We start from the raw sequence: 21,321 nt of genomic DNA, 5'->3' as shown, positions 1-21,321 counted from the left end.
GGCGGATTAAGGAAACTTTAGCGCCGACGCAACTATGATCCTCCCAAGCGAAGGGCGCAGGTGGGGACGCGCCTCTTCGCAAGATGTTCTGGCGCACCGGGTAGCGCTCCCCAGGTCGGTGATCAATGGACCCGCGAATTCTGGCCGGGATCCGAGGGGAAGAGTGAATCAGACATGCAGCCGGCAGCAGCCTCGACCGAACGAAGCACCGATATCGCAACCACCGTTGTCGCCACCATGCGCCAGCTTGGCGTCCTCGGTCTGCCACGCAACTATGAGATTTTCTATGAGGCCTTGAGCGGCACCAACCGCGAACTCAGCCTCGCCGTCGTATCGCTGAGCAACCGGCCGACGCAGGACGAGCTGGATCAGATCGGACGCACCTTCTTCGCCCATAACCATGGCCCCGGCATCGTCGAGCATGCCAGGGACGTCATCGCCCACGAGCTCGAAGAGGTCGCGTCGCTCCTGCGCAGCGAACGCAGCCACATCGAAAAATACGGCAGAATCCTCGATGAGACATCGAGCGGCCTGACCAACCGCAGCCTGCTCTCCCAGGATCTTCTGCAAAAAATCGCCAATGCAATGACCATCGCGACCAATTCGACGATCGATCACGGCCGGCAGATCGCCTCGACGCTGAGCGACAAGACAGCCGAACTCGAGAGCGTCAAGTCGAAGCTCGAGGAATACAAGCGGCTGGCCGACACGGATCCGTTGACCCAGATCTGGAATCGCCGCGCCTTCGACAAGGAAATCACCAGGATCTACAACAGCAACAAGGGTATCCTGTTCAATGCCCTGGTGCTTGTCGACATCGATCGGTTCAAGGACATCAATGACCGCTACGGCCATCCCGTCGGCGACAAGATCATCCAGATCATCGCCGAGATTTTCCGGACCAGTATTCGCGGCGACATGTTCGTCGCCCGCACCGGCGGCGAGGAGTTCGCGCTGATCATCGAGGGCGCCAGCGAGGACGCGACCTACGAGATCGCGGAACGCATCCGCACGCTGATCGAGCAGACCCCCTTCACCAGCAGCCAGACCGGCATGAATTACGGCACCGTGACGGTATCGATGGGTATCTGCATGGCATCCGAGGCCGAAGGCCCCGAAGACCTCTACACCAAGGCGGATCGGGCGCTCTATCGCTCGAAAGTCAGTGGCCGCAACCGCGTCACCAGGCATTCGGCCATGGCCGGCCGCGCCGGCAAGAGCTGGCTGCTTTACAAGCAAGACTGAAGCCTGCGCTTTTCGCCGGCCGCGCCAGCACGGTCGGAGGCACAAACAAAAAAGCCGAAAATGGAAAAGGCGCCGGGTTTCCCAGGCGCCTTTTGCTTCATCGGTCCAATTGCCAGGCTCAGCCGTTCGCGACTTGCTTGTGCTGCACCGGATGGCTCTTCTTCAACAGATCCGAGACCAGGAAGGCCAGTTCGATCGCCTGGTCGGCATTGAGGCGCGGATCGCAATGGGTGTGGTAGCGGTCCTGCAACTCCTCGGCCGTGATGGCGCGCGCGCCACCGGTGCATTCGGTGACGTTCTTGCCGGTCATCTCGACATGGATGCCGCCCGGATGGGTACCTTCGGCGCGGTGCACCTCGAAGAAGGTCTGCACCTCCTTCAGGATGCGATCGAAGGGCCGCGTCTTGTAGCCGGCGGCTTCGATGGTGTTGCCGTGCATCGGATCCGACGACCAGACCACGCTGCGGCCTTCCTTCTGCACCGCGCGCACCAGCTTCGGCAGATGGTCGGCAACCTTGTCGGAACCGAAGCGGGCGATCAGCGTCAGCCGCCCCGGCTCGTTCTCGGGGTTCAGCAGGTCGATCAGTTCCAGCAGGCCGTCCGGCGTCAGCGACGGACCGCATTTCAGCCCGAGCGGATTCTTGATGCCGCGGCAATATTCGACATGCGCATGGTCGGGCTGGCGCGTGCGGTCGCCGATCCAGATCATGTGGCCCGACGTGGCGTACCAGTCGCCGGAGGTCGAATCGACACGGGTCAGCGCTTCCTCGTAGCCGAGCAGCAGCGCCTCGTGGCTGGTGTAGAAGTCGGTTTCGCGCAGCGCGAAATTGGTTTCGGACGTAATGCCGACCGCGCGCATGAAATCCATCGTCTCGGTGATGCGGTTGGCAAGCGACTCGTATTTCTCGCCTTGGGGGCTGTCGGAGACGAAGCCGAGCATCCAGCGATGCACGTTCTCCAGGCTGGCATAGCCTCCCTGCGCGAACGCACGCAGAAGATTAAGGGTCGCCGCCGACTGGCGGTACGCCATTTCCTGGCGGGCAGGATCAGGGATGCGGGACTTGGCGTCGAATTCGATGCCGTTGATGATGTCGCCGCGATAGCTCGGCAGCGTCACCTCGCCCTTGGTCTCGTTGTCGGACGAGCGCGGCTTGGCGAACTGGCCGGCGACGCGGCCGACCTTCACCACCGGCTGCGCGCCGGCGAAGGTCAGCACGACCGACATTTGCAGGAAGACGCGGAAGAAGTCGCGGATGTTGTCCGCGCCATGTTCGGCAAAACTCTCGGCGCAGTCGCCGCCCTGGAGCAGGAAGGCCTCACCGGCGGCGACGGTAGCCAATTGCTTCTTCAGCTTGCGCGCCTCGCCGGCAAAGACCAGCGGCGGAAAGGTGGCGAGTTGGGCTTCCGTGTTCTTCAGCGCTGCAAGGTCCGGATAGGCGGGAACCTGCTTGATCGGCTTTGCTCTCCACGAATTCGGCGACCATTTCGTCATCGCTGCACCCAACGCTCTTTCCGGCGAACACCCTTGCCCGCCATTTCCAGCCCCTAGATGGGGTGGCGGCTCCATACACGAAGCCGATTTCCTATTCTAGACCGGATTTCGATGCTGGCGAATGGCTTGACGCCCCCTGGACGACCCGAAAGCCGGGATCAGGCCGCCTTCTCCGCCAACTTCGCCAATTGCGTCATGACCACAGCCGAGCCCGCCAGGCGCTTTTCGGCATTCGGCCAATCACGCGCGAAGACCACGCTATGGTCCGGCCTGATCTTGGCCAGCGAACCCTGCTCGCCGATATACTTGACCAGTCCGACGGGATTGGGGAATTCACGCTTGCGGAAATGGATGACGACGCCCTTCGGCCCGGCGTCGAGCTTCTCGACATTGGCCTTGCGGCAGAGCGCCTTGATGAAGACGATCTTCAAGAGATGCTTCACCTCGTCCGGCAGCGGGCCGAAACGGTCGATCAACTCGGCGCCGAAGGCGTCGATTTCCTCGGTGGTTTCGAGATCGCCGAGACGGCGATAAAGCGCCAGCCTGAGCTGCAGGTCCGGCACGTAGCCTTCCGGGATCATCACCGCCGTACCGACGGCGATCTGCGGCGACCAGCCGCCATCCTGGACCTCGCCGGAATCCTTCACCTCGGCGACCGCCTCCTCCAGCATCTGCTGGTAGAGCTCGAAGCCGACCTCCTTGATGTGCCCGGACTGTTCTTCGCCCAGAAGATTGCCAGCGCCCCTGATGTCGAGATCATGGCTGGCGAGTTGGAAACCGGCGCCCAGCGTGTCGAGCGATTGCAGCACCTTCAGTCGGCGCTCGGCCGTGTCGGTCAGCTTGCGGTTGGCCGGCAGGGTGAACAGCGCATAGGCGCGCACCTTCGAGCGCCCGACGCGGCCGCGCAACTGGTAGAGCTGCGACAGGCCGAACATGTCGGCGCGATGGATGATCAGCGTGTTGGCGGTCGGGATGTCTAGGCCCGATTCGACGATGGTGGTCGACAGAAGCACGTCGTACTGCCCGTCATAGAAGGCGTTCATGATGTCATCGAGTTCGCCAGGCGGCATCTGCCCATGGGCCACCGCCACCTTCAGCTCGGAAACGGATTCCTTCAGGAAATCATGGATTTCAGCGAGATCGCTGATCCGCGGAACCACATAGAAGGAATGGCCACCGCGGTAGCGCTCGCGCAGCAGCGTCTCGCGGATGACCAGCGGATCGAAGGGCGAGATGAAGGTGCGCACCGCCATGCGGTCGACCGGCGGCGTGGCGATCAGCGACAGTTCGCGTACGCCGGTCAAGGCCAGTTGCAGAGTGCGCGGAATCGGCGTCGCCGACAGCGTCAGGACGTGCACGTCGCTCTTCAGGTCCTTCAGCCGTTCCTTGTGCTTGACGCCAAAATGCTGCTCCTCGTCGATGATCAGCAGGCCGAGATTCTTGAACGAGATCGACGACCCGAGCAGCGCGTGGGTGCCGACGACGATGTCGACCTGCCCCTCGGCCAGGGCCTTCTTCGTCTCGGCGAGTTCCTTGGCGCCGACCAGCCGCGAGGCCTGGGCGACACGGATGGGAAGCCCTGAGAAACGCTGCGAGAATGTCTTGAAGTGCTGGCGCGACAACAGCGTCGTGGGCACCACCACGGCGACCTGAAATCCTTCCAACGCAGCGATGAAGGCGGCGCGCAGCGCCACTTCGGTCTTGCCGAAGCCGACATCGCCGCAGATCAGCCGGTCCATCGGCTTGCCGGCGCCAAGGTCGTCGCGCACCGAGTCGATGGCCGTCTGCTGGTCGTCGGTTTCCTCGTAGGGGAAGCGGGCGGCAAACTCGTCATAGAGGCCTTCGGCCGGCACTAGCGCCGGCGCGGCGCGCATCTGCCGTTCGGCGGCGATGCGGATCAGCTGCCCGGCCATATCGAGCAGGCGCCGCTTCAGCTTGGCCTTGCGCGACTGCCAGGCGCCGCCGCCGAGCTTGTCGAGCGTTGCCTCGGCTGTGTCGGAGCCATAGCGCGACAAAAGCTCGATGTTTTCCACCGGCAGGAACAGCCGGTCGTCGCCCGCATAGTGGATTTCCAGGCAGTCATGCGGCGCGCCGACCGCTTCGATGGTGCGCAGGCCGATGAAGCGGCCAATGCCGTGGTCGGCATGGACGACAATGTCACCGGCCGACAGGGCCGAGGCTTCGGCGATGAAATCGGACGCACGCTTCTTGCGCTTCGAGCGACGGATCAGCCGATCGCCCAGAATGTCCTGTTCGGCGACAACGACTAGCTTTTCAGTCTCAAAGCCGGATTCCAGCGGCAAAACCGCCAATGCGGCCTGGCCCGGCTCGAGCTGTTCGGCCTCGGCCAGCGTCTCGACCTGTTTGAGGTTGCCGAGATGGTGCTCGGCCAGGATCTGGCCAAGGCGGTCGAGCGAGCCTTCGGTCCAGCCGGCGATGACGACCCGGCGCCGCGCCGCGCGCTCGTCGGCTATGTGCCGGACGACGACATCGAAGACATTGACGTTCGGATCGGCACGTTCCTCGACGAAGCTGCGGCCATGCCGCGAGCCGGCGTGGAAGACTTTCTTACCCCCTACGTCGGGCGCATCGAACACGGTAAAGTCGATGTCCTCGCGCTCGCCAAGCGAAGACTTGAGATTCTCCGGCGAGAGGTAGAGCAGGTCCGGCGCAACCGGCTTGTAGGGCACCGCATCCTTGAGCGCACCGTCAGCCTGCTTTTTGCGCGCCTCGTAGTGGTCGAGGATCAGCGTATGACGTTCGGCAAGCGCCTCATGCGCCAGATGGTCGAAAACCACGGGTGCGTCAGGCAGGTAATCGAACACCGTCTCCAGCCGCTCATAGAAGAACGGCAGCCAATGCTCCATGCCCGCGAAGCGCCGCCCCTCGCTGACCGCGGCGTAGAGCCCGTCGTCACGCGATGGCGCGCCGAAGGCCTCGATATAGGCGCGGCGGAAGCGGCTGATGGTTTCGGGCGTCAGCGCCACTTCGCTCATCGCCTGCAGCGCCATCGATTTGCGCTGGCCAGTGGTGCGCTGCGTGGCGGCGTCGAAGACGCGGATCGATTCCAGCGTGTCGCCGAAGAAATCAAGTCGCAGCGCCTCGGTCCAGCCGGGCGCGAAGAGGTCGAGAATGCCGCCGCGCACCGCGAATTCGCCAATGCCTCGCACGGTCGGCACGCGTTCGAATCCCGACGTCTCCAGCCGCGCGATCAGCGCATTCATGTCGATCTGGTTGCCGGGTCTGGCGTGGAAGGTCTGCGCCTCGACAAGCTCCGCGGGCGGGATACGCTGCAGCAACGCATTGGCGGTGGTGAGAATGACGGCACGATGCGGTTTCTTCGCCAGCGCGATCATGGCGGTCAGCGCATCGAGGCGCTTGGCGGCGGCATCGGAACCCGGCGACACACGGTCGTATGGCAGGCAGTCCCAGGCAGGCAGCTCCAGCACGGGCAGGCCGGGTGCGACGAAGGACAGCGCCTCGATGATGGAAGGCAGGCGCTGGCCGTCGCGGGCCACGAACAGCACCGGCTTGTCGGGTGCGATCTCGAGCGCCGTCTGGACCAGCGCGAAGGCCTCGTAGCCATCGGCGACACCGTCGACGATGAACTGGCCGGTGCGGCCCTTCGGCAAGCCAATGGTAGGAATGAGAGCCATCAAATCACGGTCTTGGTTGTCGCAATTCCCATGGGAAAACCGCTTCACTTTTCCTGGAATTGCTTGTGTTTAGAAAGTCTTGTGTTCAGAAAGTCATGGTCCGGCGGGACGCCAGGATCTTTTGCAGGACGGCACAGTCGATCTCCGCCGGCACCGGGCGTTCGCCAGTGACCAGCGGCAGGAATTCGGTGTCGGAAATGTCGAGGAGCCTCTCATATTGGTCGATTTCCTCGGCGGTCAAGGTGCCTATCTCGGCATCGGCGAAGGTGCCGAGGATGAGGTCCATCTCGCGCATGCCGCGATGCCAGGAGCGGAACAACAGCTTGCGGCGATGGGCGTCCAGACCCTCGCTTGATCGTTTCGTTCCGGTCATTGTGCCGCATCCTCGCTTCAAGCGGCGCATATAGCGTGGATAGTGGGCGGTGTCAGCCTTGCGCTGCGGCCGTCGCGACATAAGCTGACATCATGCGTCCTTCCATCCTCGATCCCCTGTTTGTCCCGATCACTTCGCTTGCCGGCATCGGACCGAAGGTCGGTGCGTTGATCGAGAAGGTCGTGGCGGCCGACCTCGGCGATCGCGCAGCGCGTGCCGGCGATCTGTTGTTCGTGCTGCCGCACACCGTCATCGACCGCCGCAACCGGCCAGGCATCGCACTCGCGGCCGAAGGCGCCATCGTGACGCTTGAGCTGCGCATAGACCGCCACCAGCCGCCGCCGCGCGGCAACAAATCAGTGCCCTACCGGGTCTACGCCCATGACGATACCGGCGAAATCGGCCTGACCTTCTTCCATGCCCATGCCGCCTATCTCGAAAAGGCGATGCCGGTGGGCGAGCATGTCGTGGTGTCAGGCCGCATGGAATGGTTCAATGGGCGCCCGACCATGGTCCATCCCGACCATATCGCACTCGCCAATGAAGCCGAGAACCTGCCGCTGGTCGAACCGGTATATCCGCTGACCGCGGGGCTGTCCGGCAAGGTTTTGCGCCGTGCCATCGGCCAGGCGCTCGGCCGCCTGCCGGACCTGCCGGAATGGCAGGACGATGCCTTCATGCGCCGCCAGAGCTTTGCGTCCTTCGGCGACGCGCTGACCCGCATCCATTATCCCGCCGACCCGATCGATGTCGCGGTCGAAGGGGCTGCATGGCGCCGCCTCGCCTATGATGAATTGCTCGCCGGCCAGGTTTCGCTGGCCCTGGTGCGGGCAAAGGTGCGACGGCTGTCAGGCCGACCGCTCGTCGGCGATGGCCGCATCGTCGAGAAGCTGCGTGCGGCCCTGCCCTATTCGCTTACCCCCTCGCAGGAATTCGCGCTCGCCGAAATCAACGCCGATCTCGCCGACCCCGAGCGCATGCTGCGGCTGCTGCAAGGCGATGTCGGCTCGGGCAAGACGGTCGTGGCGCTCCTGGCCATGGCACGCGCCGTCGAGGCCGGCGGCCAGGGAGCGCTGATGGCGCCGACCGAAATCCTGGCGCGCCAGCATCTGGCGACGATCACTCCGCTTGCCGCCAAGGTCGGATTGCGCATCGCCATCCTGACCGGCCGCGAAAAGGGCCGCGAGCGAGTCGAAACACTGGCGGGTCTCGCCAGCGGCGAAATCGACATCGTCGTCGGCACCCATGCGCTGTTTCAGGAAACGGTCAGCTTCCACGATCTGGTCCTGGCCGTCATCGACGAGCAGCATCGCTTCGGCGTCCACCAGCGGCTTGCCATCACCGCCAAGGGCGACGCGCCAGACATGCTGGTGATGACCGCGACCCCCATCCCGCGCACGCTGGTGCTGACCGCTTTCGGCGACATGGATGTGTCGAAGCTGACGGAAAAACCAGCCGGCCGCCAGCCGATCCGCACCGTCACGCTGCCGCTCGAACGGCTCGACGAACTGGTCGGCCGTATGCTCGATGCCGTCGCGGATGGCCAGAAAATCTATTGGATCTGTCCCCTGGTCGAGGAGTCCGAAGAGATAAAACTGATGTCGGCCGAGGATCGTTTCGCCTCGCTGAAGCCGCTGTTCGGCGACCGCATCGGCCTTGTCCATGGCCGCATGAAGGGTGCCGAGAAGGACGAGGCGATGCGCGCCTTCAAGCAGGGCGAGACGCGCATCCTGATCGCCACCACGGTCATCGAGGTCGGCGTCGACGTGCCTGACGCCACGATCATGGTCATTGAGCATGCCGAGCGATTCGGTCTCGCCCAATTGCACCAGCTGCGCGGCCGGGTCGGGCGCGGCGATATCAAGTCATCCTGCGTGCTGCTCTACAAGGACCCGCTCGGCGAAACCGCCAAACGCCGGCTGTCGGTGATGCGTGAGACCGAGGATGGCTTCCTGATCGCCGAGGAGGACCTGAAATTGCGCGGCGAAGGCGAATTGCTCGGCACGCGCCAGTCCGGCACGCCGGGTTTCCAGGTGGCGCGGATCGAGGCGCATGCCGACCTTCTCGAAGCCGCGCGAGACGATGCCAGGCTGATCCTGTCACGCGACCCCGAACTGCAATCGGATCGCGGCGAGGCGCTGCGGCTCCTGCTCTACTTGTTTGGCCGCGACGAGGCCGTCCGGCTCCTGCGCGCCGGATGAGGGCCTAGCGGCGGATTGGCCAGGGTTCCGTTGATCGGCTCACCGTTCAGCGTCACCAATTTCGTCTTTACCTCAGGGGCCACTAACCCGGCCGACACGATCAGCTTGGCCCCGTCCTCGATCGTCATGTCGAGCGGCACGATTTCGGATTTGGGCACATACATCAGGAAACCGGTCGTCGGGTTCGGCGTGCACGGCATGAACACGGCGATCAGCGGATCGCCTTCCTGGTCGAGCTTCTGATTGATCTCGGTTTCCTTCTCGCTGGCGACAAACACCAGCGACCACACACCCTTGCGTGGATATTCGACCAGCCCAACCTGACGGAACATGTCGCCCTTGTTCGACAGCACGGTCTCGAAAATCTGCTTCAGCGAGCCATAGATGCCGCGCACCAGCGGCATGCGGCCAAGCAGGCGCTCGCCAAATCCGACGATGGCGCGGCCGACAATGTTGGCGGCGAGAAAACCGATCAGCGTTATCAGGATCAGCGCGACGATCAGCCCGAACCCCGGAACCGGGAACGGCAGGTAGGTATCGGGGCTGTAACGCGCCGGGATATAGGGTTTGACCCAGGAATCGACCCAGCCGATGAACGACCATGCGATATAGGCGGTGATCGCCAGTGGGGCGCAGACGACGAAGCCCGTGAGGAAATAGTTCCTCAGCCGGGTCATGCCGGAGGTCTTCGGAGCATCGGACATGGTTCACCGGGCGCGCGGATTGCGCCGCAACATTAGTGAACCGGAAGACGGTTTGGAACTGCGAAGTTTTTAAAGGCGCCTGTTTAAGAGTGCCTATTCCACCGTCACCGATTTCGCCAGATTGCGCGGCTGATCGACGTCGGTGCCCATGAACACGGCGGCGAAATAGGCGAGCATCTGGATCGGCAGCGCATAGATGATCGGCGAGATGATTTCCGGCACATCCGGCAGCACGATCGTCTCCATCGTCTTGACGCTCACCTGTGCCGCGCCCTTGCTGTCCGTGATCAGGATGATCTTGCCGCCGCGCGCCGCCACTTCCTGCATGTTGGACACGGTCTTTTCGAAGATGCGGTCATGTGGCGCAATCACGATCACCGGCATGTTCTCGTCGATCAGCGCGATAGGCCCGTGCTTCAGCTCGCCCGCCGCATAGCCTTCGGCATGGATGTAGGAGATTTCCTTGAGCTTCAGCGCGCCTTCCATGGCCAGCGGGAAATTGGTGTCGCGCCCGAGATAGAGCACGTCCTTGTAGCGCGACAGCTCGCGCGCGATCCGTTCGATCTGCTCTTCGAGCTTCAGCACCTGGTTGGCATAGCGCGGTGCTTCCGAAAGCGCTCGCACCAGCGTCTTCTCTTGCTCCGTCGAGATCGCCCCGCGCGCCACGCCGGCGCGCACGGCAAGCGACGCGAGCACCGACAATTGACAGGTGAAAGCCTTGGTCGAAGCGACGCCGATCTCCGGCCCCGCGAGCGTCGGCAGCACCACGTCGGATTCGCGCGCCATGGTCGATTCCCGCACGTTGACGACGGCGCCGATCTTCATGCCGGCCTTGCGGCAATAGCGCAGCGAGGCCAGCGTATCGGCGGTCTCACCGGACTGCGAGATGAAGAAGGCCGCATCGTTCGCCGACAGCGGCATCTCGCGGTAACGGAATTCCGATGCGACATCGATATCGACCGGGAGTCTCGCATAGCGCTCGAACCAGTATTTACCGACAAGGCCGGCGAGATAGGCAGTGCCACAGGCGGAGATGGCCAAGCGGCCGATCTTGGCGAAATCGAATGGCAGGTCGAGCGGCTTGGACACGCCGGAGACAAAATCGACATAATGCGCCAGCGTGTGCGAGATCACCTCGGGCTGCTCGTGGATTTCCTTCTCCATGAAATGGCGGCGGTTGCCCTTGTCGACCATGAAGCTGGTCGACAGCGACTGCTGGCGCCTGCGGTCGACTTGTCTGCCGTCGATGTCGAAGATGGCGACGCTGTCGCGGCGCACCACCGCCCAGTCGCCGTCTTCGAGATAGGTGATCGAGTTGGTGAACGGAGCGAGCGCGATGGCGTCGGACCCCAAGAACATCTCGCCATCGCCATGGCCGACCGCCAGTGGCGGGCCGTTGCGGGCGCCGACGATCAGGTCCTCGTCGCCCTTGAACATGATGGCCAACGCAAAAGCGCCTTCCAGCCGCTTCAGCGCCTTGTGCGCGGCCTCGACCGGCTTCAGCCCCTTGGCGAGCTCCCGCGCCACCAGATGCGCAACGACCTCCGTGTCGGTCTGCGACGAGAAGGAATAGCCGTCGCGGATCAGCTCGTCGCGCAATTCGGCAAAATTCTCGATGATGCCGTTGTGGACAATAGCGACGCCGTCGGAAAAATGCGGGTGCGCGTTGGTCTCGTTGGGCACGCCGTGGGTCGCCCAGCGCGTGTGGCCGATACCGATCATGCCGTCGAGCGGCTCGTCCTTGAGCCGGCGTTCGAGGTTGACCAGCTTGCCTTCGGCGCGGCGGCGGCCGAGCACGCCCTTTTCGATGGTGGCGACGCCTGCCGAGTCATAGCCGCGATATTCGAGCCGCTTCAGCGCATCGACGATAAGCGGCGCAACCTGGGAGTGGCCGACGATTCCAACGATACCGCACATGCAGACAGTCCCCGATTGCCCATGGAAAACCAGCGCTATTTAGGGGTGGCCGGCCTGCCGCGAAAGTCACATTGCATTTCGTCCCGTGTAACGGACGCTTCTGCAGGCATGCACCATGACAGCCCGCCCTTGCAATCCGGTTACTGCAATCGCTCGGTTTTTCGATTGCTTCGGCGAGAAAGCAGCCCCGTCGACCAATCGCTAATGGTCGGCGCCAGCCGCCTTTTTCTTCGCCGCCGCTGCGGAAGCAAACCGTTCGCGCAATTCCTTGGCCTTGCCGGGAATCGTCTTCTGGCGGGCGCGGCCGAAGGCCAGCGCATCGTCGGGCACGCTTTCTGTGATGACGCTGCCCGAGGCGATATAGCCGCCCTTGCCGATGGTGACCGGCGCCACCAGTGAGGAATTCGAGCCGATGAAGGCGCCCTCGCCGATGTCGGTGAAAAATTTCGAATAGCCGTCATAGTTGCAGGTGATGGTGCCGGCGCCGATATTGGCCCCGGCGCCGACGCGGGCATCGCCGATATAGGTCAAATGGTTGACCTTGGCGCCCTCCTCGATAACGGCCTGCTTGACCTCGCAAAAATTGCCGACCTTGGACTTCTGCTTGAGATCGGCGCCCGGCCGCAGCCGTGCGAATGGCCCGACATCGCAATTGGAAGCAATGGTGGCGCCCTCGATATGGCTGAAGGCATGGATCTTGGCGCCCGAGGCAACCCTGACACCCGGTCCAAACCAGACATTGGGTTCGACGATCGTGTCGGCGCCAATTTCGGTATCGTGCGAGAAATAGACGGTTTCCGGAGCAATCAGCGTCACGCCCGACAGCATCGCCTCATGGCGCCGACGCGCCTGCCAGATGGCTTCGGCTTGCGCCAGTTCGGCGCGGTTGTTGATGCCCAGCGCACTTTCGAAGCTGGCTTCGGTGGCAACGACATCAAGGCCCTGTGCACTGGCGATCTCGACGATATCGGTGAGATAATACTCGCCCTTGGCATTCTTGTTCCCGACGGCGTCGAGCAGTTTGAGCGCGTGCGCGCCGGCCACCGCCATCATGCCGGCATTGCAGAAGCCGATCTTCTTCTCTTCTTCGGAGCAATCCTTTTCCTCGCGGATCGCTATCAGCTTGCCTCCCTTTTCGATCAGCCGGCCATAGCCGGTCGGGCTGGGCGGTCGGAAACCGATGACCACGACAGCGGCACCTTCAGCCAGTTTCAGTCGCGCCACCGTCAGGGCATCCGCATCGATCAGCGGCGTATCACCGAACATGACGAGGACATCGTCATAACCCTTTGATATCGCTTCGCGAGCGGCGAGGACGGCATGCGCCGTGCCAAGGCGTTTGTCCTGAACGAAGGTCTCCGCCTTCGGTGCAAATTTCGCCGCCGCCTTACGCATCTCATCCGCGCCATGCCCGATGACCAGCGCCTGGCCGCTGGCGCCAGCGGCCTCGGCCGCCTTCACCACATGAGCTACCATCGGCAACCCCGCGATCTGGTGCAGCACCTTCGGCAGCGCGCTCTTCATGCGCGTGCCTTCGCCGGCGGCGAGGATGACGGACAGGCAGGTTCTCTGGCTCATGAATGCAACCATATGAAAAGGGTTGGGAATCAAATCATGCTAGCAGTGGCGCGATGCTGCACCAATGCGGTTAAATTCCGGTGAGATGCAGACGGAAGAGCAACTGACTTCTAATCAGTAGGCTTACCCCAGCCGCCCCAGCAGCGGAAAATTCTCCAGCAGCCAATAAGACACCGCCTGCACGCCGCCGGTGAGGAAAAACACGCCGGCGACGACCAGCAGCGCGCCGATCGCCTTTTCGACGCGGCCGAGATGGACGCGGAATTTGCCGAGGAAGCGCATGAAAGCGCCGGAGAACAGCGCGGCGATCAGGAACGGGATGCCGAGGCCGAGCGAATAGGCGGCGAGCAGCAGCGCGCCCTCGCCCACGGTTTCACGACCGCCGGCCAGCGTCAGGATCGGTCCCAGCACCGGGCCGATGCAGGGCGTCCAGCCGAAGGCGAAGGCAAGGCCCATGACATAGGCGGCGACGGCGCTGGCCGGCTTGCCCTGCGACTGGAAGCGCGCCTCGCGCGACAACAAGGGGATGCGCAGGATGCCCAGAAAATTCAGGCCCATCAGGATGATCAGCACCCCGGCGCCCATCGCCAGCGGCTCCTGCCAGACGCGCAGCAGCCGGCCGATGGTCGAGGCGCCGGCGCCGAGCGCGACGAACACGGTCGAAAAGCCGAGCACGAAGGCGATCGAGGAGTAGAGCAGCGCGCCGCGTGCGCCCTGACTTGCGGTCGCGCCCGCATTGCCGCGGAAATCGTCGACCGATATGCCGGCCATGTAGCAGAGATAGGGCGGCACCAGCGGCAGCACGCATGGCGACAGGAACGAGATGGCCCCCGCCCCGACCGCGCTGACATAGCCGATGTCCAATGCCATTCCAAAGCTCCTACTGTTCCGGCGCCGATATAGCGACGCGCCGACCTGTGCGCCAATCACCAATGTGTGGCAACCGGTCGCCGTTCGGGCAATCGCACTCGCCCCGAATTCAGCTGCGCCACCCATCTTAGTACGACCGAACCGAGAGAATTGTTACGGGCAACGAGGCCCGCCAGCTGCCAATGTCCTCAAGCCTCTCGGGAAGAAAACCCGACCGGCAGGCGTTGACACGACGAGGCCGCGATTTCCCGCGCACCTCCACATATTAGCCAGGGAGATTTCCATGAAGACCATAACTGTAGGGCTAGCCGCGCTTTTGCTCAGCACCGTCGCATCCCTCGCCGCCGATGCGTGGAAGGAAGCCAATGTCGGAGGCACCAAGATCTACACCAACGCCAAGGGCATGACGCTTTATACCTACGACAAGGATGAGAAGGGCAAGTCGAACTGCGACGACAAATGCGCCGCGAACTGGCCACCGTTGAAGGCCGAAGCCGGCGCAAAGGCCTCCGAAGGATGGACGACCGTCAAGCGCACCGACGGCACCAAGATGTGGGCCTATGACGGCAAGCCGGTCTACACCTTCATCAAGGACAAGAAAGCCGGAGATGTGAGCGGCGATGGCGTCGCCGGCGTCTGGCACATCGCCAAAGCCGACTGAACCCCTCAACGCCATATCCTGCCCGCTGGGGGACATGGGTTGGTCGCCGGCATCCTTGCCCGATCCGGCGATTGGCTTTTTTGTGAACCATGGCGCGCCCCGGTCCGGCATTCCGGCGGATCTTTCCTCGACTCACCGAAAAATGAACCGGGTCATCTTTCGAGACTGGTGACGATCATCCAGCCTGACCGAAATTCTGTGATTTCTCCATACACTCTTAGAGTGTATTGCTGGCGGCACCCCCGCAATTTGGCCCCTTCCCCTTGACCGGATGCAAAAGCGCGGCCATGTGAGCGACGAACAGAACCGAGATTTCGTCGCGCGCAGCGGAATTCTTCTGCCGCATCACAGCTGATATGAGACCTCATGGACGTCGTCGTCGTCGAATCGCCGGCCAAGGCGAAGACAATCAACAAATACCTCGGCAGGAACTACAAGGTTCTTGCCTCGTTCGGCCACGTCCGCGATTTGCCGGCCAAGGATGGCTCGGTGCGCCCGGATGAGGATTTCGCGATGTCCTGGGCGGTCGACACCGCCTCGGGCAAGCGCCTTACCGACATCGCCAATGCGGTCAAGGATGCCGACGGCCTGATCCTCGCCACCGACCCGGATCGCGAAGGCGAGGCTATCTCCTGGCATGTGCTGGAGGTGCTCAAGCAGAAGCGCGCGCTGAAGGACAAGCCCGTCAGCCGCGTCGTCTTCAACGCCATCACCAAGGCGTCGGTGCTGGAGGCGATGGCCAATCCGCGCCAGATCGATGCGCCTCTCGTCGATGCCTATCTCGCCCGCCGGGCGCTGGACTATCTCGTCGGCTTCACGCTGTCGCCGGTGCTGTGGCGCAAATTGCCGGGCGCCCGCTCCGCCGGCCGCGTCCAGTCGGTGGCGCTGCGCCTGGTCTGCGACCGCGAATCCGAAATCGAACGCTTCATCCGCGAGGAATATTGGCAGATCGCTGCCATCCTCGGCACACCGCGCAACGAGACCTTCGAAGCCCGCCTGACCGCATTCGAGCGCAAGAAGCTGCAAAAGCTCGACATTGCCAACAAGGCGCAGGCCGACGACATCAAGGCGATGCTCGAGGGGGCTACCTTCAAGGCGCTGTCCGTCGAAGCCAAGCCGACGAAGCGCAACCCCGGCCCGCCCTTCACCACCTCGACGCTGCAGCAGGCCGCCTCGTCGGGGCTCGGCTTCTCGGCCACGCGTACCATGCAGGTGGCGCAGCGGCTCTATGAAGGCATGGACATTGGCGGCGAGACCGCCGGCCTCATCACCTATATGCGAACCGACGGCGTGCAGATGGCCCCCGAGGCGATCGACGCCGCTCGCGACGCCATCGCCAAGGAATTCGGCCCGAAATACCTGCCGGAAAAGCCGCGCCAATACACCGCCAAGGCCAAGAACGCCCAGGAAGCGCACGAAGCGATCCGGCCGACGGATTTCATGCGCACCCCGGCGTCGGTCCGGCAATATCTCGATGCCGACCAGGCACGGCTCTATGAACTCATCTGGAAGCGCGCCATCGCCAGCCAGATGCAGTCGGCCGAGATCGAGCGCACCACCGTCGAAATCGAGGCGCTGAACGGCGCCCGCACCGCCGAGCTCCGCGCCGTTGGCTCGGTCGTCCGCTTCGATGGCTTCATCGCCGCCTACACCGACCAGAAGGACGACGACGCGGAAGACGAGGAAAACCGCCGTCTACCCGAAATCCGCGCCGGCGAGCAGCTTGCCCGCCGCGCAATCAATGCCACCCAGCACACAACCGAGCCGCCGCCGCGCTACTCCGAGGCGTCGCTGATCAAGAAGCTGGAAGAACTCGGCATCGGCCGTCCCTCTACCTATACGGCGATCCTGAAGACGCTCGAGGACCGTGATTATGTCACGATCGACAAGCGCCGGCTGGTGCCGCAGGCCAAGGGCCGCCTGCTGTCGGCCTTCCTCGAAAGCTTCTTCGAGCGCTATGTCGAATACGACTTCACCGCCTCGCTGGAGGAAAAGCTCGACGAGATTTCCGACGGCAAGCTCGCCTGGAAGGACGTGCTGCGGGACTTCTGGAAGGATTTTTCCGGTGCCGTCGCCGACATCAAGGAGCTGCGCGTCACCGACGTGCTCGATGCGCTGAACGAAGAACTGGCGCCGCTGGTTTTCCCTGCCCGCGAGGACGGCTCCAATCCGCGTATCTGCCCGAAATGCGGCACCGGCAATCTGTCGCTGAAGCTCGGCAAGTTCGGCGCCTTCGTCGGCTGCTCGAACTATCCCGAATGCTCCTTCACCCGCCAGCTCGGCGACGCCGCCAATCCCAATGGGGAGAACGGCGGTGGCGAGGACGGCACCAAGCTGCTTGGCAAGGATCCTTATACGGCCGAGGAAATCACGCTGCGCTCGGGCCGCTTCGGCCCCTACATCCAGCGCGGTGACGGCAAGGAAGCCAAGCGATCGAGCCTGCCCAAGGGCTGGACGCCTGAATCCATAGATCACGAGAAGGCGCTCGCCTTGCTGGCGCTGCCGCGCGACGTGGGGCAGCATCCGGAAAGCGGCAAGATGATCTCGGCCGGTCTTGGCCGCTACGGCCCATTCGTGCTGCACGATGGCACCTACGCCAATCTCGACAGCATCGAGGACGTGTTCTCGATCGGCCTCAACCGCGCGGTCACCGTGATTGCCGAGAAGCAGTCGAAGGGCAAGGGCGGCCGCAACGGCGGCACGCCGGCAGCCCTGAAGGAGCTTGGCGACCATCCGGACGGCGGCGGCAAGATCGTCGTGCGCGACGGCAAATACGGCCCTTATGTCAATTTCGGCAAGGTCAACGCCACGCTGCCCAAGGGCAAGGATCCGCAATCGGTGACCGTCGAGGATGCGCTGGCGCTGATTGCCGAGAAGGAAGCCAAGGGCGGCGGTGGCAAGAAGCCGTTCCGCAAGGCGGCCGCGGCCAAGGCCCCCACAACCAAGAAAACCACGACCAAGAAGGCAGCCGCCAAGAAGCCGGCCGCGAAGAAAAAAGGATAGGACGGCGTGGCGCGCAGGATCACCGGAAGAAGCCACGGCGATCCGCGCACCGCCGACACCAGGGCCAAGGTCAAGGACGATTACCGGCCCTCGCGCGATGAAATCCTGCGCTACATCGCCGAAAACCCCGATCGTGCCGGAAAGCGCGATATCGCGAAGGCGTTCGCGCTGCGCGGCGACGACCGAATCTGGCTAAAGGATCTCCTGCGCGACCTGCAGGACGAAGGCGTTCTGACCAAGGAACGCAAGCGGCTGGCCCGCGTCGGCGCCCTGCCCCATGTCGCAGTGCTCGACATCTTTGGCCGCGATGGCGACGGGGTCTTGCTGGCGCATCCGGCCGAAGCGGTCGGCCCGGGCGAACCTCCCGTGGTCTCGATCCGTGTTTCGCGCGGGGGGAACGGACCGGCGCCGGGCATCGGCGACCGTGTGCTGGCCAAGACCTTCCCGACCGACGATCCGTCAGGGCCTGCCTATACCGGCCGGGTGATGAAGATCTTCGAGAAGCGCACGGATGCCGTCCTCGGTGTCTTTCGCGTGCTTCAGGACGGCAGCTTCCGCATCGAGCCGGTGGAACGGCGCCAGCCCGAGCTGATCGTCGACAAGGAATTCCAGAACGGCGCCAAAAACGGCGACCTTGTCGAGGTCGAGCCCGCGCGAGCCTCGCGTTATGGGCTGCCGAGAGCCAAGGTGCTCAACGTGCTGGGTTCGCTGACGAGCGAAAAGGCGGTCTCGATGATCGCCATCCACGCGCACGACATTCCGCATATCTTCCCGGCCGAGGTGATAGCCGAATCCGAAGCCGTCAAGCCGGCGACGCTTGCCCATCGCGAGGACTGGCGCGACCTGCCCCTGGTGACCATCGATCCGGCTGATGCCAAGGACCATGACGACGCCGTCTTCGCCACCCCTGACCTCGACGAGAGAAATCTCGGCGGCTTTATCGCCACCGTCGCGATCGCCGATGTCGCCGCCTATGTCCGCTACGGCACGGCGCTCGACCGCGAGGCCCTGAAGCGTGGCAATTCGGTTTATTTCCCGGATCGCGTCGTGCCGATGCTGCCCGAGCGCATCTCCAACGATCTCTGCTCGCTGCGCGAGGGCCAGGATCGCCCGGCGCTAGCGGTGCGCATGACCTTCTCCGCCGATGGCCGCAAGATCAGGCATTCCTTTCACCGCGTCATGATGAAGTCGGCGGCCAAGCTCGCCTACAGCCAAGCCCAGGCGGCGATCGACGGCGTGCCGGACGACAAGACCGGCCCGATCCTCGACACGGTGCTGAGGCCGTTGTGGGACGCCTACGCTATCCTCAAGCGCGGCCGCGACAGCCGCCAGCCGCTCGAACTCGACCTGCCGGAGCGCAAGATCCTGCTCAAACCGGATGGCACGGTCGACCGCGTCATCGTGCCGGAGCGGCTCGACGCCCACAAGCTGATCGAAGAGTTCATGATCCAGGCCAATGTCGCCGCGGCCGAAACGCTGGAGGGCAAAAAGCAGGCGCTGGTCTACCGCATCCACGACGCGCCGTCGCTGGCCAAACAGGAATCGCTGCGCGAATTCCTGCAGACGCTTAGCCTGTCACTGGCACGCGGCGCCCAGATGCGGCCCAGCCAGTTCAACGGCATCCTGGACCGCGTACGCGGCGCCGACAATGAGGCGCTGGTCAACGAAGTGGTGCTGCGCTCGCAGAGCCAGGCCGAATATTCACCCAAGAACATCGGCCATTTCGGCCTCAACCTCAGGCGCTACGCGCATTTCACCTCGCCGATCCGCCGCTACGCCGACCTGATCGTCCATCGCGGGCTTATTGCCGCACTGGGTCTTGGCCCCGGAGGATTGACGCAAGATGAGGAGGCGCGCCTCGAAGACGTTGCGGTGCTGATCTCCGGCACGGAACGGCGCGCAATGGCTGCCGAGCGCGACACGGTCGACCGGCTGATCTCCGCCTATCTCGCGGAGCGCATCGACGACCGCTTCGATGCCCGCATCTCCGGCGTCACCAAATCAGGACTTTTTGTCCAATTGCCGCAGTATGGCGCCGATGGTTTCATCCCGGTGTCAACTCTGGGCGGCGATTACTATATATACGACGAAACGGCCCGCTCCCTGTTCGGAGAACGCTCGGGCAAAGGCTACCAACTGGCGGACCGCGTCGAGGTCCGGCTCGTCGAGGTGGCGCCAATGGCCGGCGCGATGCGCTTCGAGATGTTGACCGACCCAAAGCCCCTGCCAGGCTCCAGCAGGTCGTTTCACAAGGCTAAGGGCCGCGCCCGTGCGTCGCAATCGCGACCGGGGTCGCGCGGCAGGAGACGATAATGGAACAACAGGTTTTTGGTGGCGAACATCACTCGGGCCGGATTGCCCGCCCATTGTGGACGGCGATGAAGCGGGGGCTCTTGGGCCGCTGCCCGAATTGCGGCGAAGGCAAGCTGTTCCGCGGCTTCACCAAGACCGTCGAAACCTGCAGCGTCTGCGGCGAGGAGATTCATCACCATCGCGCCGACGATTTGCCCGCCTATCTCGTCATCGTCATCGTCGGCCACATCGTGCTCGGCGCCTTCATGGGTGTCGAGGCGACCTCGACGCTCTCCACCTGGCAACACATCCTCATCTGGGTGCCCTTGACCATCCTTCTCTCGATCGCGTTGCTGCAGCCTGTCAAAGGCGCCGTCATCGGATTGCAATGGGCGTTCTATATGCACGGATTTGGTGGCGAAAAGGATGTGATCGAGCCGCATCCCGGGGCCTGAGGTGTTGGCTGGCGCAACATGCCAATCGTTAAGGCCACTTTCGCATGCAAGAAGTTTCCGCTAGGTCCCGCGCATGGAAGCTATGACCAAGGCGGACGTCGACAAGATCGACAAGGGCCTGGCCGTGCATGACGGCCGGCCCCTGCGTCCGCGTGATGCCGCGACGCTCATCCTGCTCGACCGCAAAGGCGACGACGTCCTGGTGCTGATGGGACGCCGCCACGCCGCGCACGCCTTCATGCCAGGGAAATTCGTTTTCCCGGGCGGCCGTACCGACCCTGCCGACAGCCGCATCCCGACGGCGACCGCCCTTAACCAGCACGAAGAAGCCAAGCTGACGGCCGGCCCCGGCCGCACCAGCCACGCCCGAGCCCGTGCCATCGCTTTGTCGGCGGTCCGCGAAACCTATGAGGAAGCCGGCCTGCTGATCGGCCGCAAAGGCGCCTTTGCGACGACCAGGCGCGACTGGCAGGGTTTCGTCGAACATGGCGTGGCACCGTCGCTGGAGGCGTTGCGCTTCGTCGCGCGCGCCATCACGCCGCCGAACCGGGTGCGCCGATTCGACACCCGCTTCTTCAGCGCCTGGCGTGGCGACGTCGCCATCGAATTGCCCGATGGCGGCCCGACCAACGAGCTGGAGGAACTGGTCTGGCTGCCGCTCGCCAAGGCCAAGCAGGCTGATATACCCGACATCACCCGAATGATCCTGGACGAGTTGGAAAGGCGGCTCGCCCACGATCCGCTGCTGCGTCCGGGTGGCCCCGTCCCCTTCTACCGGCTTGTCCGCAACCGCTTCACCCGCGAACTTCTCTAGAGCAATTCCAGGAAAAGTGTGACCCGGTTTTCCCGGGACAAGAGCGAAGCACTTGCCCTT

14 protein-coding genes are annotated in these 21,321 nt (G+C 63.6%); 7 read left to right on the top strand and 7 right to left on the bottom strand.

The window, feature by feature from the left end; translation table 11 throughout:
* The first annotated feature begins 174 nt into the window (after positions 1-174).
* On the top strand, positions 175-1,245 hold the full coding sequence (locus EN861_RS16640; protein WP_127278688.1) for a diguanylate cyclase: 1,071 nt from the start codon (positions 175-177) through the stop codon (positions 1,243-1,245).
* A gap of 118 nt (positions 1,246-1,363) precedes the next feature.
* Here the strand turns inward: EN861_RS16640 and EN861_RS16635 are convergent, their stop codons facing one another.
* From EN861_RS16635 to EN861_RS16625, 3 genes are all read right to left on the bottom strand, one after another.
* The gene (locus EN861_RS16635) at positions 1,364-2,737 is read right to left on the bottom strand and encodes a 3-deoxy-7-phosphoheptulonate synthase class II (protein WP_127872585.1); all 1,374 of its coding nucleotides are present in this window, start codon (positions 2,735-2,737) and stop codon (positions 1,364-1,366) included.
* Between the two features lie 158 nt (positions 2,738-2,895).
* Complete coding sequence (mfd, locus tag EN861_RS16630; protein WP_135864417.1) at positions 2,896-6,393, bottom strand: transcription-repair coupling factor; 3,498 nt, start codon at positions 6,391-6,393, stop codon at positions 2,896-2,898.
* Between the two features lie 85 nt (positions 6,394-6,478).
* Complete coding sequence (locus EN861_RS16625) at positions 6,479-6,766, bottom strand: succinate dehydrogenase assembly factor 2 (RefSeq protein WP_135864415.1); 288 nt, start codon at positions 6,764-6,766, stop codon at positions 6,479-6,481.
* A gap of 92 nt (positions 6,767-6,858) precedes the next feature.
* On the opposite strand from EN861_RS16625, the gene recG reads away from it, so the two are divergent.
* Positions 6,859-8,967, top strand: a complete 2,109-nt coding sequence (recG, locus tag EN861_RS16620) for an ATP-dependent DNA helicase RecG (RefSeq protein ID WP_135864412.1) — start codon at positions 6,859-6,861, stop codon at positions 8,965-8,967.
* Here the strand turns inward: recG and EN861_RS16615 are convergent.
* From EN861_RS16615 to EN861_RS16600, 4 genes are all read right to left on the bottom strand, one after another.
* Positions 8,919-9,671: a DUF502 domain-containing protein gene (locus EN861_RS16615; protein WP_135864410.1), complete on the bottom strand. Its 753-nt coding sequence runs from the start codon at positions 9,669-9,671 to the stop codon at positions 8,919-8,921. The genes recG and EN861_RS16615 overlap by 49 nt on opposite strands.
* Positions 9,672-9,764: 93 nt before the next feature.
* Positions 9,765-11,588 (bottom strand): glutamine--fructose-6-phosphate transaminase (isomerizing), encoded by a 1,824-nt coding sequence (gene glmS, locus EN861_RS16610; RefSeq protein ID WP_135864408.1) that lies wholly within the window; start codon positions 11,586-11,588, stop codon positions 9,765-9,767.
* Positions 11,589-11,789: 201 nt separating this feature from the next.
* Positions 11,790-13,166, bottom strand: coding sequence for a bifunctional UDP-N-acetylglucosamine diphosphorylase/glucosamine-1-phosphate N-acetyltransferase GlmU (glmU, locus tag EN861_RS16605; protein WP_135864406.1), 1,377 nt, complete (start codon positions 13,164-13,166; stop codon positions 11,790-11,792).
* Positions 13,167-13,289: 123 nt separating this feature from the next.
* Positions 13,290-14,036 carry a cytochrome c biogenesis CcdA family protein gene (locus tag EN861_RS16600; protein WP_127279536.1) on the bottom strand — a complete coding sequence of 249 codons (747 nt, stop codon included), beginning with the start codon at positions 14,034-14,036 and terminating at the stop codon, positions 13,290-13,292.
* A 283-nt stretch (positions 14,037-14,319) separates the two neighbouring features.
* Between EN861_RS16600 and EN861_RS16595 the strand changes: the two genes are divergently transcribed.
* The 5 genes from EN861_RS16595 to EN861_RS16575 all read left to right on the top strand — a co-directional run bounded on the left by EN861_RS16595 (position 14,320) and on the right by EN861_RS16575 (position 21,261).
* On the top strand, positions 14,320-14,697 hold the full coding sequence (locus EN861_RS16595; protein ID WP_135864404.1) for a hypothetical protein: 378 nt from the start codon (positions 14,320-14,322) through the stop codon (positions 14,695-14,697).
* A 366-nt stretch (positions 14,698-15,063) separates the two neighbouring features.
* Complete coding sequence (gene topA / locus EN861_RS16590; RefSeq protein ID WP_135864401.1) at positions 15,064-17,700, top strand: type I DNA topoisomerase; 2,637 nt, start codon at positions 15,064-15,066, stop codon at positions 17,698-17,700.
* A gap of 6 nt (positions 17,701-17,706) precedes the next feature.
* A complete protein-coding gene (rnr, locus tag EN861_RS16585; protein ID WP_135864399.1) occupies positions 17,707-20,013 on the top strand; it encodes a ribonuclease R in 2,307 nt (768 codons plus the stop codon).
* Positions 20,013-20,447, top strand: a complete 435-nt coding sequence (locus EN861_RS16580) for a DUF983 domain-containing protein (RefSeq protein WP_135864396.1) — start codon at positions 20,013-20,015, stop codon at positions 20,445-20,447. The genes rnr and EN861_RS16580 overlap by 1 nt, the downstream gene beginning before the upstream one ends.
* A 73-nt stretch (positions 20,448-20,520) precedes the next feature.
* Positions 20,521-21,261 (top strand): NUDIX hydrolase, encoded by a 741-nt coding sequence (locus tag EN861_RS16575; protein WP_135864394.1) that lies wholly within the window; start codon positions 20,521-20,523, stop codon positions 21,259-21,261.
* The last annotated feature ends 60 nt before the right edge of the window (positions 21,262-21,321 follow it).

Origin of the sequence: Mesorhizobium sp. M8A.F.Ca.ET.218.01.1.1 (assembly GCF_004791165.1) — a bacterium.
Taxonomy (GTDB): Bacteria; Pseudomonadota; Alphaproteobacteria; order Rhizobiales; family Rhizobiaceae; genus Mesorhizobium.
This window is presented reverse-complemented; position numbering and strand designations above follow the sequence as displayed.

Coding starts and splice junctions, on each gene's coding strand:
- EN861_RS16635 (WP_127872585.1), bottom strand. CDS start 2,737: ATGACGAAATGGTCGCCGAATTCGTGGAGAGCAAAGCCGATCAAGCAG.
- EN861_RS16575 (WP_135864394.1), top strand. CDS start 20,521: ATGGAAGCTATGACCAAGGCGGACGTCGACAAGATCGACAAGGGCCTG.
- EN861_RS16600 (WP_127279536.1), bottom strand. CDS start 14,036: ATGGCATTGGACATCGGCTATGTCAGCGCGGTCGGGGCGGGGGCCATC.
- EN861_RS16595 (WP_135864404.1), top strand. CDS start 14,320: ATGAAGACCATAACTGTAGGGCTAGCCGCGCTTTTGCTCAGCACCGTC.
- EN861_RS16625 (WP_135864415.1), bottom strand. CDS start 6,766: ATGACCGGAACGAAACGATCAAGCGAGGGTCTGGACGCCCATCGCCGC.
- mfd (WP_135864417.1), bottom strand. CDS start 6,393: ATGGCTCTCATTCCTACCATTGGCTTGCCGAAGGGCCGCACCGGCCAG.
- EN861_RS16640 (WP_127278688.1), top strand. CDS start 175: ATGCAGCCGGCAGCAGCCTCGACCGAACGAAGCACCGATATCGCAACC.
- EN861_RS16580 (WP_135864396.1), top strand. CDS start 20,013: ATGGAACAACAGGTTTTTGGTGGCGAACATCACTCGGGCCGGATTGCC.
- glmS (WP_135864408.1), bottom strand. CDS start 11,588: ATGTGCGGTATCGTTGGAATCGTCGGCCACTCCCAGGTTGCGCCGCTT.
- glmU (WP_135864406.1), bottom strand. CDS start 13,166: ATGAGCCAGAGAACCTGCCTGTCCGTCATCCTCGCCGCCGGCGAAGGC.
- topA (WP_135864401.1), top strand. CDS start 15,064: ATGGACGTCGTCGTCGTCGAATCGCCGGCCAAGGCGAAGACAATCAAC.
- EN861_RS16615 (WP_135864410.1), bottom strand. CDS start 9,671: ATGTCCGATGCTCCGAAGACCTCCGGCATGACCCGGCTGAGGAACTAT.
- recG (WP_135864412.1), top strand. CDS start 6,859: ATGCGTCCTTCCATCCTCGATCCCCTGTTTGTCCCGATCACTTCGCTT.